Here is a 13,440-nt window from a genome sequence, read left to right as displayed (position 1 = left end):
CACTTCTATTAACTACCTCACAGTCAAGCACACTTTTTTCGCTTCCGGCGGGCTGATTCACTTCTGGGGCCCGACAAAGCACGAGGTGTAGTTCCTGCTATAACAGATACGCTAGTCGCCTCCCCCGGCTTGCCGCCAGGCTTCCTGACGGAAGGAGGAACACGCTGGGAAGAGGCGAAGTGCGTACGCGTACCTGCTACCCTACACAAACAGGTTGGTGGTGCTTTTCACGAAATTGCGGGCAATGCTTTTCACCGTGGTGGGGTCCAGGGGCTCATCGAAGGCCTCCGAGGCAGCAACGGCTGTAATACCGGCGGCAGTATTGATGATGTTCGCACCGGCCTGCGTGGTATTGCTTTCCGCCGGATACATTGCTTCGGGGTTGCCTCGATCGTAGACGGGACGCGTGGAAGGGTTGGTATCGGGTGAGGGGCCGCCGTTGTCAATGCCCGAAATCCAGCTCTTGGGTATCTTATTGAGGTTGGACAGATTGCCAGCCAGCGTAGTGCCGTTGCTGGGGTTACCGCCTTCCACCGCCCGCCGAACGGTGCGTACGTGGGAAGAATGGCGCGCCTCAACCGAGTGAATGTTCAGGGCCGACTCCAGAATGTCCTTGTTCGGCATCAGAACCGGGGCACCGCCTTTGTAGGCCCGCACACCGGTATCGACGAAGGACTGGGCTACCCCCAGAAACATTTTGTAATCGGTGAATACCGTGGCAAACGGGCCAGGCAGCACTCCTCGCCCGCCGGTATAATCAAAGGCGCTAACGGTAGGATCGGGAATAGCCGCTGAGCCTAGTACTTCACGCAGCACTTTAATGTGGCCAGATTCGTCGTTGCGGATGGTTTCAAACGCTGGTCGGTCGGTGGCCGGAATCAACTGAGTCGGAATAGTAGCCTTCAGGCCGCTGTCGTAGAAATAAAACTCCAGGTACTCCAGGCTTAGGGCCAGGTTCAGCACGGCAATAATCTCGGGCGTTAGGGCAGTGGTCTGGCCATAGGCTCGCTGGAAAATGCCGCTTACCAAACCGGGCAACATGGCGGCCGTTACAGCTTTGCCCGCAAGGCCAAAGTGGCGGAAAACACGCCGCCGTGGGTTTAGGCGCTCGTATACCTCGGGGTCAACCTTTTCAATATCAGAAATCAGTTTTAGTAGATCCATGGTGGAATGTCAATAGAGAAGTGAGGAACTGATGAGGGAAAATCAGGTGCGTGACAGCGCTAGCTAAAGCTGGTGGCGCTGAGCCTGGAACCTGCCTTCAGGAACTGGTTGGCGGTAGCCAGCACTTCCTGGGGCCGCTTCGACCTTTCCTTGCCCGTACCGGTTCCAACGCCTGGCATCGTGCTAGTAGGACTAGGAGTGAACACATCAACCACATCGGAAGCCACAAAGGAGTTGTACTGCCGCAAGTCGCGGATGAGGGCGGCGTGGCGGGCTTCCACAGACACGATTTTGCCGGCCAGCGTCAGGTTTGCAGCGCTCTGAATAAAGCGGCCGGCGCCGTTGTAGGCCGCCACGCCTAGGTCTTCGAAGGCCTGGGCGTTAGTCAGCACGCTGCTCCGGTCATCAAAGTTGATTTTGCTGAAATCGGGCTCCAGCGCTCTAATGGCATTACCGGCTAGGACACCTTTAAAAAAGTCGGCGTGCGCCTGCTCGTGCAGGGCCAAATCGTCCAGAATCTGCTTTTCGGCGCTGCTAGCTCCCAGGCCTTTGTAGTAGGCCCCGTTCTTGATTTGGGCGTAGAAAGCAGCTTCCAGCTGTTCCAAACCGTAGGCATAGTTTAGGATGCCGGTGTCGCCGGTACCTACGTCCAGCAGGTTGGTGTCGACGTTATCGGTGTCATCGTCGCAACCCGCCAGAAACAACCCGGCAAGGGCGGCCCCAGCACCGGTGTAGCGTAAAAAGTCTCGGCGCGGCACTCCTGCGGGTGCAGCTGGAGTAGCCACTAGGTTAGTGGGCTGAGATACTGAGTTTGTCATCATAGGAGGCTGAGCTAACTTGGTGGAACACACCCCGTTGTACGCCCCCAGCTTAGAAACCACCTCCGCAGCAAGCCAAAATCCGTATTAATCTAGTCTAAATCCGTATTTCGTTATAGTAACAAACCGCACGAAATATATAACTGCAGTTATATATTTCGTGCGGTTTGCCTTTGCTTATCTAGCCTGCCAAAGGCCGACGGCTAGCCCTGTTAATGATGCCAGCCGCAGTCAGCTTTCAGGTGGTAGATGCTGCTGCTGCCGGCCTCGCGCAGCACCCAGTTGCCAGGCTGCCCCAGCCACTGCAGCCGCCCTTCCTTATCAAAGCGGTTGGCAAAATCCAGGGAGCACACATCCAGCATATCAACTCCCACGTGCTTTACGCGCAGGTGTTCCACGTATTGTAGCTCTAGTTTGCCGGTATCCAGGCAGGTAGGGTGCAAGGCTAGATTATGCGCTGGCGAGGTCATGGCCGCCGAGGGGTACAGCAAGCCATCGAAGGCTTCTCCCAACTCGCAGGCCTCGGCCACGGCAATAGACAGGCGGTAGTGGTGGGAATTGTGCTCCGAAACGGGCTTGATGAGTACCCGGGTCAGGAAGGCCGCCACCAACCGGGCCGGCTCGGGCAAGGCAGCCCGGGCCTGCCCGAGCACCTGGTTTCGGTCGGCGTGCGGATCATCGGAGCACTGGTCGGGCTCGTGAAAGCTAACCAGGCGCAACGGCTGCCGACTAATCCAGCGGCTGATAACGATGTGGTCATCGGGCTGGACTCCAGCCTCGAAAAAGGGCGGATGCCAGGTGGCGCTGGCGTAAAACATGGGCTGCCCCGCCCGGTTGGCCCGCTGGTCGTTGGCTACCCGCTCGGGGGGCGGATAAGATACCTCCGACCAGTAGGTGGGCGGCTCCTGCCGGGGCACGCCCCGGTAAAGCAGCACGCCCGCAGGCAGTTCGATGCAGCGAACCGGATGGCTGGTTAACAGCCGTCGAATGCGCCTGCTCAGCTCCGTAATGGAGTGGCGCCGCAAGCTCAGGTGCCGTAAGGCAGCCAACTGCTTACGGACAATGGCAACTTCAGGCGGGGAGAAAGAGGGTACCATAGGCGGTTACGAAAGCGCACGAAGCATGTGCCAGCCTTTTTACGGGCGGTGCATTCAACCTCGGACAGTGCCAAAGGAAAGTTCAGAATACGGGCTTCACTGCGGAGCCCGTGCGGACTGTAAACCCGGTAGCTTATCGGTACCTAGCCTGATAATCGTACTCAGAAACGTCCTGAGATTGAGAAGTGCTGTTGCGGCGAATCAGCCAGTACAGGCCGGCCACGGCGGCCACCCCCGCTCCTACGGCCCACAGCGGCACCGCGCGCTCCGGGGCTGGTGGCACGTAGGTAACGCCCGTTTCATTGGCAGTTGCGGACTGGCCCACGTAGCGGCCCTGGGCCGGTACGGCCAGCTCCTCAAACTGCCGGGCCAGCCGTTGCAGCTCCCGTTGCAGCACCTCGCCGCGCATCGGAATGCCGTGCCCGGTGGCCGCTACTGCCGGCTGCAATTCGGCCAGCAGAACCATGGACTGATGCGCTTCGGGCCAGTCGGGGGTGAAGTAGGCGGGCGGCCCGTTCACTTCCTGGCGCTGCTGCCACACGGCCGTAGCCGACTCCTGCTTGGTGGTCACGAAGGCGTCGCCGGCCAGCAGGGTGCGGTCCTGCTCCCGGAAAAAGGAAACGTGGCCCGGCGTGTGGCCCGGCGTAGGCAGCCAACGCCACCCCGGCAAGTGCGGTACGGAGCCATCAGCGGGCAAGGGCTGCACCCGGCTGCCTAAATCAAGCGGGGCTTTAGGATAGAGAAACGACATGGCCGCCATGGCCCCACCTCCCACGGTGGGGTCGGGCGGGGGGTAGGCCGAGAGGCCGCGCAGGTACGGCAGCTCCAGCGGGTGGGCGTACACCGTCACGTTGGGCCAGGTTTTGAGCAGGTGCGGCAAGGCCCCTACGTGGTCGAAGTGGCCGTGGGTGAGCAGGATGGCCGCCGGCGGGTTACCCGGCCCAAACAAATACTCGGCCGTGTGCTGCACCTTGGAGCCGGAGCCCGGCAGGCCGGCGTCCACGAGCACCCACGAGGCCACGGGCTGCTCCTGGGTTCGGAGGTAGTACAGGTTTACAAACACATTGCGCTGGCCCCACAGCCCCGGCACCACGGGGTGCAGGGCGGGCGTATTGGCGCGAGTATCGGTGGGTTTGGCAGTTGAGGCAGACATAAGCAGAACAAAAAGGTGAACGAAGAGAGTACTTCTCTCCCGCCGCCGTTAGCGGCCAGAGGGAGCGGGTAAGGCGCAGCTACACAACACCTCACGGGTAGGGCCAGCCACCTTATAATCGGGCAGCGACACTTCTTTCATATAAATGACATCTAACTGGCGCAGGGGCGGGTGGGCCGGGTTTTCGTGCCAGATACGCAGCAGGTAATTGCAGTAGTAGGGCCGCATAAAGGAGTTGTCCACGAACAGGTAGTTCTCGGAATACTTCCGCCACCGGTCGTTGCGGAACAGGGAAACCACCGAGGCGGGCTTGACCAATGTCGTAGCCCTACCCTCCTGGTTTAAGTCGACGTGCCGGCCGTCAGTGGTAGTGCCATCCAGAATATACCAGCCGTCATCCTTGAACACGGAGGGCGCAAACATGCCCCAGTGCTGATCCGTGCGCACGAGGTAACCCAGCCACCGCATGGGCTGGCGCATGGTCCACTCGGGGCGCACAATGCTATCCAGGTTCCACCAGCACACGTAGGCCAGCAGCCCCAGCACCGCCCCTTCCCGCACGGCCCGCAGCAGTTTCCGGAAGCCGTCGGAAAGCTCCAGCGACGTTTCTACCCGCAGCCGTACCCCGCTCCGCCACTGGGCCAGACGGGTGTTCCAGGGCTGCACCAGCCGCGCCGCCACCCGGGGGCCGAGGCGCTGGTAGGCCGGAACTAGCTTCCGCTCCAGCCAATCCATGGCATTGCCGGGCAGCAGCCCCAGCACGGAGGCCCAGTTAATCAGGAAAAACAAGCCTACGTAGAGCGTGAGACTAATACCGAGGTGAAAGCCGTACATCACCACTACGAAGAACAGCCGCCACCACGGCACCCGCCACGGAATGAACAGGACGCAGGGCAGCAGCATTTCTAGGTAGAACGTCATCCAGGTCAGAGCCTGCAGCAAACCCCGATACGGATACAGCAGCCGCCCGCCCGGCAGCACTACCTGGTCGAGGCTAAAGGCGTAGTACAGGGCCGTGCCCTCGTGGTGCCACTCAGGGCCGCTTTTAAGCAGGGCCGTGCACCAGTATACCAGCGCCAATTGCACTACGTAGGCCAGCGTGGCCGCACTGGCGTAGGTCATGCTCTCGGGCAAGGGCTTGCGGCGGGCATCCAGGGAGTACACCCGGCCCCAGGGCAGAAAGAAGCCCCAGAACAAGAGCATCCGCAGCAAATCGTCGCCGCCCTGCAGAATCAGCGGGTTGCGGTTCTGAACCGACACCAGCAGCACCCACGACAGAAACGTCATCAGGCGCGTGTGGTAGCCGAGCATCAGGGCTACGGCGGCGGCGGCGGCCAGCAGAAACAGCACCGCTTGTACCTGCCACAACCCACTGCTAGCGTGCAGAGAGAATTCGTACGGATTCCAGCTGTGCTCCAGCAGCACGGGCAACGGCAGCACGCCCATGTTGGAGTAAAACGCCTCTAAATCGGTGCTACGGATACCAATATCAATGAGTAGAACAATGGCAACGGCCGCCCGCAGCAACGCCAGGGCTCGTAGGTCTACTTCAAAAAAGCGCCGCAACACCGTATAAAGAGCTGGCATGCCGTATCCGGACAGAGGGGAAAAAGAGCGAAAAGCGTACTACAAGCTACTGAGCAGCGGTAGCTTGCCAGGCCTATACCATTCCGAGCCCGACAAGAACCCTGAATGCGCCGGCCAGTGTATAGCAGGCGGCTTCAGGGTTCTTATCAGGCTCGGAAGAAAGGCAGCTTAGGCGACCCTAGTAGGTAGTGCTACCGCTGGTAGAGCCCGACGTGCTGCCCCCGCTGGTGGTGCGGCCTGAGGTAGTACGACCAGACGTGGTACGACCAGACGTGGTACGGCCCGAAGAGGACTTTTTGGTAGCCTTGGTAGAGCCAGCGCCGGAGCGGCTGGAACGGCCGGAAGTGCTGGAACCAGAGGTCATCGAGCCGGAGCCCGAAGTAGAACCGCTGGTGCTGCCGCCCGAAGTCATGGAGCCGGAACCTGAGGTACTGCCGCCCGAGGTAGTGCTACCCGAGGTAGAGCCTGAGGTCATGGAGCCGGAAGTGGAACCGCTGGTTGAGCTACCCGAAGTCATCGAGCCGGAGGTAGAGCCACTGGTGGTGCCACCGGAGGTAGTGGAGCCCGAAGTAGAGCCGCTGGTAGTCGTGCCCGACGTGCTGCCTCCGCCCGTGCCACCCGTAGTGGTGCCTTGCTCCAGAGTAGCAGTGGGAGTAGCCGTTGATACTTCAATGCCAGCTGCGGCAACGAAGGCGGCAATAAAGGCAGAACCGAGGAAAACAGATGCTTTTTTCATAGCGCAGAAAGAGTGTGGTTGGGGAAAAGAAAGTTGAAAAGGTACCGTACAGAAGTACGGAAGTTGAGCCTACTGACCGCCGGTAGTAGAACCAGTGGAGCCGGTTGAACTGCCCGAGGTAGAGCCGCCCCCACTAGTTGTATTGCCGCCTACACCGCCCACCGGGGCAGTTGTCTCCGGAGTGCCGGCCCCCTTCGTCTCATCGGGCAGGGAGTGGGCGGTAGTAGAGCCGCCCTGCGACTCCGGTACGGCGCTAATGGAGTCCGAGGTAGCGTCGGGGTAGCCATTGATATCGGCACTGCCGTTGCTATCCATGTCGCCGCTGGCATCCGGGCTGGTGGCGGTGTTGGCGTCGCGGTCTTTGTCGCCATTACAAGCTCCTAGGCTTAGTGCGCCGCCTACCAAAAGTGTCGCTAACCAGGGCATTCGTGCTCTATACATAGTATGATTATCAGAGTGAATCGTTCAGCTGCCCCACTTTACCATCCTGCAGTCAGGATTTCTGGAAACCAAGCAGCCACAAAATTTCCCTTGGCTATACGGACAATGGCTTCGGAGAAATGAAAATATTTAAAAAGAATAAATACTGGTTTTTATTGGAATAAAAACGGAGGAGATAAATACGGAGGAAGCGCTTTTTAGCTCCCTGACACCGTTTTTCACGGCGTTGTGGGAAGCAATTCCTGGCTGTTTCCGCCACGCCGGCAAATGTTTTATTCTTCCAGCCTCAGATTCGTATACTGTATCAGCTGAATGCAACTATGCTTTTTTAGTCGATGTTGCGACATAAATAGCGTAGTCTTGTCCCCGCCTAATTTGGCTTGCTCCCGCAGCCCTGGCGCTTCTTCCCTTTCTTACCCGTCCCTAGCCGACCTCCTACCCTGTTCGGCTGGCACTTACAGTCTTCTGGCATGATTCGAATTTTTTTAGTTGACGACCACGCTATTGTGCGGGAAGGGTTACGCGCTGCCCTGGCCACGGAGCCTACCCTAAATATTGTGGCCGAAGCCAGCAACGGGCAGGAACTGCTGGATCGACTGCCCACAACTCAGGTTGATGTAGTGATGCTGGACATGAACATGCCCATCTTGGATGGCTTAGCTACTACCCAGCGCCTGCGCGAGGAGTTTCCCAATACGCGCATTCTGATTCTTTCCATGTTGAACCACGAGCGAAATATCGGTCAGGTGCTCGACGCCGGGGCCCACGGCTACGTGCTGAAAAATGCGGATAAGTCGGAAATTGTGGCTGCCCTGCATGCCGTAGCGGCTGGCAAATCCTACTTGTGCAGTAAGCTAGGCTTGTTTATGCTGCGGAAAGTGCTCAACCAGACGGGCAATTTCGGTGATGAGCATTTGAAAAAGCCCGGCGACTTATCGAACCGGGAGCGGGAGGTGTTGCAGCTGATTGCCGAAGGACTCACCACCAACGAAATAGCCGACAAGCTTTTCACCAGCAAGCGCACCATTGAAACGCACCGCCAGAATATCATCGAGAAAACCCAGGTAAAAAATACAGCGTCGCTTATCAAATACGCCATGGAAAATGGCCTGATCAAGGAAGCCTAGCCACCAGGAACCCGTTTTCGGGAAGTGGGCCCGGGCCGTTACTGGTGTTGCAGTAACAGCCCGGGCCCATCGTTTTACAGCTCAGAAGCTAGGTTATGCGTACAGTCGGGGCTGAATGGGTAGAGTGTACCGCTCCCCGCTGGCCAACAAGTGCAAGTCAATGCCACGCATGGTGAAGGGTGTGTTCGGAGCTATTTCGTGGATGTTGGTGGAGCTGCAGGAGCGAGCATCCAGGATGATAACCAGCCCGCTGCCCAACACTTCCAGCTCCCGGCCCTCTGTCACGAGTACGGCCGTATCTTCCTCCAGGCCCATGCCCACGCAGGCCGGGTTGGTTGCCAGAATCTGGGCCATGCGCACAATACGGCCGCGGGCCACAAAGTGCGTATCCACGGCCACGTCGTGCATCAACTCCAGGCCCGTTGTAATGTGAATCTCGCCTTTCAGGAAGCCGGCGTCGTTGCGGCCCTGGTAGATCATGGGCGTGCTCATGGCCGTAGCTCCGGCGCTGGTGCCGGCAATTATGAACTCCTCGTTTGAGTACCGTTCGTGCAGGCACCGCTGCATCAGGGTACCGCCCAATAGGGCCGTAAGGCGCAGCTGGTCGCCGCCCGTAAACAGCACGCCACCCGCTGAGTCCAGCACCCGAATGAATTCTTCGTTGTTGGCTTCCGTCCGGGTTTTGGGGTTCAATACCTCCACCGCGGGCCCGCCAATACGTTCAAAAACCCGCACGTAATCCTGGGCCGCTTCAATTGGTTCCTCCGATGCAGTAGGTACCACCACCAGCGGCCCCCGGTTACCTATTTCTTCGGCCAAACGGCGTAAAATAGCTTCCGGCGCAAAGTTGACGTTGCGTGCTGCGTGTTCATCTTCCTCCGGGGCATCGCCCTTATGCTCGTGGCCGCCAATAAGTAGAAGCTTGCCCTTGGGTATGGGGCAGGAAGAAAGAGGGCGTTTTTTGGTAGGCATGGGAGTAATGCAGAGAAGTAGTATGCCTCAGACTACGCTCGTTGCAACGAACGCAGCCTGAGGCATCACGGTAGAAGGGGACCAGAAAAAGCAGTTAGACGGCTTTGGCGTTGATGTAATTCTTAGCCAGCTCGTTGAGTTTGGTATCCGTATGCTGCTCCTCACTGAGAGTTTGCTGCAGCAGCGTGGCTACCTGCTGCTGGCCCAGGCGCTCCGCATAGTGAGCAGCCGTGCCATAGCCCGAAATTTCGTAGTGCTCAATCCGTTGTGCGGCGGCAATCAGGGCAGCATCCATTACCTCATCCGTGGCCCGCTCCGACATGGTTTCCTGGCCTTCGGCAATCAGGCCTTCCATGGCTTTGCAGGTGTGGCCATCCAGGTCAATGCCCAGGGTCTGACCGATTTGCTCCAGGCGCTCTACCTGCTTTTCGGTTTCACGGAGGTGGGTTTCAAAGCCCTGGCGCAGGCGACCGTCTTTGGCTTTGCTGGCCATTTTAGGTAGGGCCTTTACCAGTTGGTTTTCGGCGCTGTACAGGTCTTTGAGCTGCATTTCGAGCAGGTCATCTAAGGTTTCCAGTTTGTCGAACATAGTAGTGGGATAAAAGAACAGAAAACTCAGCCTAAGTAAGCTGACTGCTCTTCATACGACGCGCCGAAGTTCATGTTAAGGTCGAGCTCGAAAACACCGTGCCCTGGTAGCTACGACAAATAGCTATATATCAAATAATTACCAGTTAATCAACTGTTTTGATTGTAGTTACTTTCGCTGGTAATGAGGTTTATACGGAGACTAAAATCAGTATTTACCGATACCCAATTTCACCCAGCCTCTTTGCTTGTTTTACCCCACTTTGGTCAGGCGCTCCAGCTGGCTTCTACCATCAGAAGCGGGTAGCAAAACGGCATACCGCAAATCCGTTCGGGAGCCGGCCCTACAGGGCAAGCTTAGTGCGGGAAATGGCACACCAACGAGACCCCCCGGACATGAGGACGAGAAATTGGCTTTCACAGTACCGCTGGCAGGTGGTCTTGCTTCAGGAGCCAGTACCGCTGTGAACGGCCGTTGAGCGGTTCTGAAAAAATATTTCTACTCAAGCTGTAACCTTAGCGAAAAGGCGAAGTTTCCACCGCCGAATTCGCTCCCACATCTTACCGACCCCTGGCTTGAACTCGCTTACGGACAACTCGCTCATGCTGCAGGTAAAGGCCGGCCAGGTCGATAAGATGGGGCTGCTGTTTGAGCGGTATCACCGGGCGCTATTCGCGTTTTTTTACCACTCCAACGGCAACAGCACGGCCAGCGAGGATTTGGTGCAGAACGTGTTCTACCGGATGCTGAAGTACCGGCACACCTTTAACGGGGAGGGTGAGTTCCGGACCTGGATGTACCACTTGGCGCGCAACGTGCTAGCCGACGCGGCCAAGAAAAACAAGGCCTCCCTCCACCACCAGGACGTAGCCGACTGGGCCGAGAAAATTGCCGGCGGCCCCACCGCCGACGCCAGCCTGCAACGAACCCAGGAGGTAGCCCTGCTGCACCGGGCCATGGCCAAACTCAGCGCCGACCAGCGGGAAGTGCTCGTGCTAAGCCGCTTCCAGGAGCTAAAATACGAGCAGATAGCGCAGCTGCTCGACACAACGGTAGGGGCCGTGAAGGTGCGCGCGCACCGGGCCCTCTGCCAATTGAAGGATATTTATTTGAAACTGGAAAATGGAAGCAAAGTCCGTGAACTGTGAGGGCGTACAAGAAGGGCTGATGGACTGGCTGGCGGGCACTCTGCCGGCGGCTGAGCATCAAGCCATAGAAGCCCACCTGACCCAGTGCCCGGGCTGCCAGCAGGAGCTGGCAACGGTGCAGGCGCTGTGGAACAACCTGGGCCACTTGCCCGTGCCGGAGCCCAGTGAGCAGCTGCGCCCGCGCTTCTACTCCCTGCTGGCCGAGTTCCAGAACGCGGAGCACCGGCGGCAGCGCTGGTCCCTGGAAACGCTGCTGGAGCGCCTGCGGGCCTGGTGGCAGCCGGCCTACGCCGTGCGGCTGGCCTACAGTCTGGCCCTGCTGTTGGTGGGGCTGGTAGTCGGCTACGGCCTGAAAAGTACCCCCGAGACGTCTGGGGTAGCGGCTGTGGCCCCGCCCGCCGCAGTGCCAGCCCCGGCCGCCGCCACTAAGCAGCAAACCCAGGTCCTGGCCCTGCTCAACAACCCCTCGGCCGTACAGCGGCTGCGGGCCGTGAGCTACGCCGAGGAAGTAGCACCCACCAACGAGCGGGTAGTGGCGGCCCTGCTCAGCACCCTGAACCAGGACCCGAACGTGAACGTGCGGCTGGCTTCGCTGGAAGTGCTGGCAGGCCTCAGCCAGGACCCCATAGTACGGCAAGGGTTGGTTCGCTCCCTCACCCTCCAGGATTCGCCCCTGGTGCAGTCGGCGCTGGCCGATGTGATGGTGCAGCTGCAGGAGCGCCGCTCGGTGCGCCCCCTGCGCAAGCTGCTCCAGCAGGATAACCTGAACGAGCAGGTAAAAGACAAAATCGAGCAAAGCATTGAAACCCTGTCCAGTGACCGGGCGCCGCAACCCTCTACTTCCTCCACTCACCATGAAACTCCTCCCCATACTCAGCCTAATTTGCCTGCTGCTGTGGTTGCCTAGCTGCTCTCTGCAGGCTCAGGACCGCGAAGTCACGGAAAAAATCAGCCGCGAATTCTCTCTTGCCGGCGACGCCCGCCGCGCTACCCTGGCCCTCTACAACATTTTCGGCTCCGTGACGGTGCAGGGCTACAGCGGCAAAACGGTGGTCGTCGAAATCACCAAAACCATTAAGGCCCCCAGCGCAGAGCTGCTGGCCCAGGGCCAGAAAGAAGCCCAGCCGGGCTTTGAACAGCACGGCGACAGTGTGCTGCTCTACGTGGCTGGCCCCCAGGACTCGCGGCCGAAGCGCCGGAATCAGCCGGACCGCTTCGGCGACAACTGGAAAAACGACGAGCGGCCGCGCTACAGCTACCAGTTTGATTACACCCTGAAAGTGCCCGCCGGTATGGAAGTGCGCGTCTCGACGGTGAACGGGGGCAAAGTGCAGGTGCAGGACGTAACCGGGCCGCTGCAGGCGCGCAACGTGAACGGGGCCGTTAGCATCAAAAATGCCCAACAGGCTACGCTGGCCCACACCGTGAACGGCGACGTGGACGTGAGCTACGCCGCCGCCCCTACCCAAGCTGCGTCCTACCATACTATCAACGGCAACATCTTGGTGAGCTACCCGGCCACCGTGTCGGCCGACCTCTACTTTAAGAGCATGCACGGCGAGATGTACACCGATTTTCCAAAGGCCGAAGTACTGCCCGCCCGCGTGACGCAAAACCAGCAGCGCGACGGCCAGGGTATCAAATACAAAATCAGCAAGGAGACGGCCGTGCGGCTGGGCAAAGGCGGACCTGACTTCCGCTTTGAAACCATCAACGGCAATGTCACCATCAAACAGCAAACCCGATGAACCAGATTCTTTTTCGTACCCTACTGGCCCTGCTCGTCCTGGCGGGAGCCCGGCCGCTGGCGGCGCAACAAGCAAGTAAAGAACAACTTATCGTAGCCCTTAGCTCGCCAGGCAAACCCGGAGTGCTGCACCTGAAACTGGTCGGTGGCTCGATTCGGGTGGAAGGCACCAGCGGCCGCGACGTGGTGATTGACGTGGCTAACCGCGCCAGCAACCGCCGCGAATCCAGCTCCTCCGATGATGCGGCTCCCAACGGCATGCGCCGCCTCTCCAAGGTGAACGGCCTGGACGTCACGGCCCAGGAAAAAGACAACCACGTGTATCTGAAAACCCAGTCGTGGCAGAATCCGGTGGATTTCGTGATTAAAGTACCCCGGCAGTTTTCCCTACAGCTGGCTACGGTTAACGACGGCAATATCTCGGTGCAGAACGTGGCCGGGGAGCTGGAAATTTCCAATGTTAACGGCTCCATCCGCCTGGAAGACGTAGCCGGCTCAGCCGTGCTCAACACGGTGAACGGCGACATTGTGTCGACCTTCCGGGAAATTACCGGCGGCGTGCCCATGGCCTTTTCCAGCGTCAATGGCAAGATTGACGTGAGCTTGCCCGCCCGGGCCAAGGCGGATTTAAAGCTCAAATCGGACCGGGGCGAAATATACAGCGACTTTGACCTAGCCGTTGACAACAGCGCCCCCAAGGTTACCCGCACCGCCAAAGACGGCACCTACCGCGTGAGCCAGGAAAGCTGGACGAGCGGCAAGCTCAACGGCGGCGGCGCTGAGTTTATGATGAAAACCCTGAACGGGAACATCTACATCCGCAAGGCGAAGTGAGTGGCCTGGCCGCGGGGCTGCTGGCTG

General features: G+C 59.1%; 14 protein-coding genes. 5 read left to right on the top strand and 9 right to left on the bottom strand.

The genetic code is table 11. The features are described from left to right. Positions 1 to 201 precede the first annotated feature (201 nt). The 7 genes from IEW18_RS13380 to IEW18_RS13350 all read right to left on the bottom strand — a co-directional run bounded on the left by IEW18_RS13380 (position 202) and on the right by IEW18_RS13350 (position 6,981). Positions 202 to 1,164, bottom strand: a complete 963-nt coding sequence (locus IEW18_RS13380) for a ferritin-like domain-containing protein (protein WP_188558362.1) — start codon at positions 1,162 to 1,164, stop codon at positions 202 to 204. A gap of 59 nt (positions 1,165 to 1,223) precedes the next feature. Next, on the bottom strand, positions 1,224 to 1,985 hold the full coding sequence (locus tag IEW18_RS13375; protein WP_229728735.1) for a ferritin-like domain-containing protein: 762 nt from the start codon (positions 1,983 to 1,985) through the stop codon (positions 1,224 to 1,226). A 209-nt stretch (positions 1,986 to 2,194) separates the two neighbouring features. Further along, positions 2,195 to 3,079 (bottom strand): RES domain-containing protein, encoded by an 885-nt coding sequence (locus tag IEW18_RS13370; RefSeq protein ID WP_188558361.1) that lies wholly within the window; start codon positions 3,077 to 3,079, stop codon positions 2,195 to 2,197. Between the two features lie 133 nt (positions 3,080 to 3,212). Further along, on the bottom strand, positions 3,213 to 4,232 hold the full coding sequence (locus tag IEW18_RS13365; protein WP_188558360.1) for an MBL fold metallo-hydrolase: 1,020 nt from the start codon (positions 4,230 to 4,232) through the stop codon (positions 3,213 to 3,215). Positions 4,233 to 4,280: 48 nt separating this feature from the next. Then, positions 4,281 to 5,819: an HTTM domain-containing protein gene (locus IEW18_RS13360; protein WP_188558359.1), complete on the bottom strand. Its 1,539-nt coding sequence runs from the start codon at positions 5,817 to 5,819 to the stop codon at positions 4,281 to 4,283. Positions 5,820 to 5,997: 178 nt separating this feature from the next. Next, positions 5,998 to 6,555: a hypothetical protein gene (locus IEW18_RS13355; protein ID WP_188558358.1), complete on the bottom strand. Its 558-nt coding sequence runs from the start codon at positions 6,553 to 6,555 to the stop codon at positions 5,998 to 6,000. Between the two features lie 69 nt (positions 6,556 to 6,624). Beyond that, positions 6,625 to 6,981, bottom strand: coding sequence for a hypothetical protein (locus tag IEW18_RS13350; protein WP_188558357.1), 357 nt, complete (start codon positions 6,979 to 6,981; stop codon positions 6,625 to 6,627). A gap of 485 nt (positions 6,982 to 7,466) precedes the next feature. Here IEW18_RS13350 and IEW18_RS13345 point away from each other — a divergent pair, with 485 nt between their 5' ends. Beyond that, a complete protein-coding gene (locus IEW18_RS13345) occupies positions 7,467 to 8,123 on the top strand; it encodes a response regulator (RefSeq protein WP_188558356.1) in 657 nt (218 codons plus the stop codon). A 93-nt stretch (positions 8,124 to 8,216) separates the two neighbouring features. On the opposite strand, the gene IEW18_RS13340 is transcribed toward IEW18_RS13345, so the two are convergent. Then, complete coding sequence (locus IEW18_RS13340) at positions 8,217 to 9,095, bottom strand: cyanophycinase (protein ID WP_188558355.1); 879 nt, start codon at positions 9,093 to 9,095, stop codon at positions 8,217 to 8,219. 94 nt (positions 9,096 to 9,189) lie between these two features. After that, positions 9,190 to 9,684 carry a YciE/YciF ferroxidase family protein gene (locus IEW18_RS13335; RefSeq protein WP_188558354.1) on the bottom strand — a complete coding sequence of 165 codons (495 nt, stop codon included), beginning with the start codon at positions 9,682 to 9,684 and terminating at the stop codon, positions 9,190 to 9,192. Between the two features lie 602 nt (positions 9,685 to 10,286). On the opposite strand from IEW18_RS13335, the gene IEW18_RS13330 reads away from it, so the two are divergent. From IEW18_RS13330 to IEW18_RS13315, 4 genes are read left to right on the top strand one after another with little or no spacing between them, the layout of a single operon-like run. Beyond that, positions 10,287 to 10,832 (top strand): RNA polymerase sigma factor, encoded by a 546-nt coding sequence (locus IEW18_RS13330; protein ID WP_188558391.1) that lies wholly within the window; start codon positions 10,287 to 10,289, stop codon positions 10,830 to 10,832. Beyond that, positions 10,807 to 11,739, top strand: a complete 933-nt coding sequence (locus tag IEW18_RS13325; protein WP_188558353.1) for a HEAT repeat domain-containing protein — start codon at positions 10,807 to 10,809, stop codon at positions 11,737 to 11,739. Before IEW18_RS13330 ends, IEW18_RS13325 begins: the two co-directional genes overlap by 26 nt. After that, on the top strand, positions 11,687 to 12,580 hold the full coding sequence (locus IEW18_RS13320; protein ID WP_188558352.1) for a DUF4097 family beta strand repeat-containing protein: 894 nt from the start codon (positions 11,687 to 11,689) through the stop codon (positions 12,578 to 12,580). Before IEW18_RS13325 ends, IEW18_RS13320 begins: the two co-directional genes overlap by 53 nt. Further along, positions 12,577 to 13,413, top strand: coding sequence for a DUF4097 family beta strand repeat-containing protein (locus tag IEW18_RS13315; protein ID WP_188558351.1), 837 nt, complete (start codon positions 12,577 to 12,579; stop codon positions 13,411 to 13,413). Before IEW18_RS13320 ends, IEW18_RS13315 begins: the two co-directional genes overlap by 4 nt. Positions 13,414 to 13,440: the final 27 nt, after the last annotated feature.

This window comes from Hymenobacter glacieicola (assembly GCF_014640315.1).
GTDB lineage: Bacteria > Bacteroidota > Bacteroidia > Cytophagales > Hymenobacteraceae > Hymenobacter > Hymenobacter glacieicola.
This window is presented reverse-complemented; position numbering and strand designations above follow the sequence as displayed.

Excerpts from the sequence above, each read along its gene's own strand:
- IEW18_RS13370 (WP_188558361.1), bottom strand. The coding sequence starts at position 3,079 with ATGGTACCCTCTTTCTCCCCGCCTGAAGTTGCCATTGTCCGTAAGCAG.
- IEW18_RS13350 (WP_188558357.1), bottom strand. The coding sequence starts at position 6,981 with ATGCCCTGGTTAGCGACACTTTTGGTAGGCGGCGCACTAAGCCTAGGA.
- IEW18_RS13325 (WP_188558353.1), top strand. The coding sequence starts at position 10,807 with ATGGAAGCAAAGTCCGTGAACTGTGAGGGCGTACAAGAAGGGCTGATG.
- IEW18_RS13365 (WP_188558360.1), bottom strand. The coding sequence starts at position 4,232 with ATGTCTGCCTCAACTGCCAAACCCACCGATACTCGCGCCAATACGCCC.
- IEW18_RS13375 (WP_229728735.1), bottom strand. The coding sequence starts at position 1,985 with ATGATGACAAACTCAGTATCTCAGCCCACTAACCTAGTGGCTACTCCA.
- IEW18_RS13335 (WP_188558354.1), bottom strand. The coding sequence starts at position 9,684 with ATGTTCGACAAACTGGAAACCTTAGATGACCTGCTCGAAATGCAGCTC.
- IEW18_RS13345 (WP_188558356.1), top strand. The coding sequence starts at position 7,467 with ATGATTCGAATTTTTTTAGTTGACGACCACGCTATTGTGCGGGAAGGG.
- IEW18_RS13380 (WP_188558362.1), bottom strand. The coding sequence starts at position 1,164 with ATGGATCTACTAAAACTGATTTCTGATATTGAAAAGGTTGACCCCGAG.
- IEW18_RS13330 (WP_188558391.1), top strand. The coding sequence starts at position 10,287 with ATGCTGCAGGTAAAGGCCGGCCAGGTCGATAAGATGGGGCTGCTGTTT.
- IEW18_RS13320 (WP_188558352.1), top strand. The coding sequence starts at position 11,687 with ATGAAACTCCTCCCCATACTCAGCCTAATTTGCCTGCTGCTGTGGTTG.
- IEW18_RS13315 (WP_188558351.1), top strand. The coding sequence starts at position 12,577 with ATGAACCAGATTCTTTTTCGTACCCTACTGGCCCTGCTCGTCCTGGCG.
- IEW18_RS13355 (WP_188558358.1), bottom strand. The coding sequence starts at position 6,555 with ATGAAAAAAGCATCTGTTTTCCTCGGTTCTGCCTTTATTGCCGCCTTC.
- IEW18_RS13360 (WP_188558359.1), bottom strand. The coding sequence starts at position 5,819 with ATGCCAGCTCTTTATACGGTGTTGCGGCGCTTTTTTGAAGTAGACCTA.
- IEW18_RS13340 (WP_188558355.1), bottom strand. The coding sequence starts at position 9,095 with ATGCCTACCAAAAAACGCCCTCTTTCTTCCTGCCCCATACCCAAGGGC.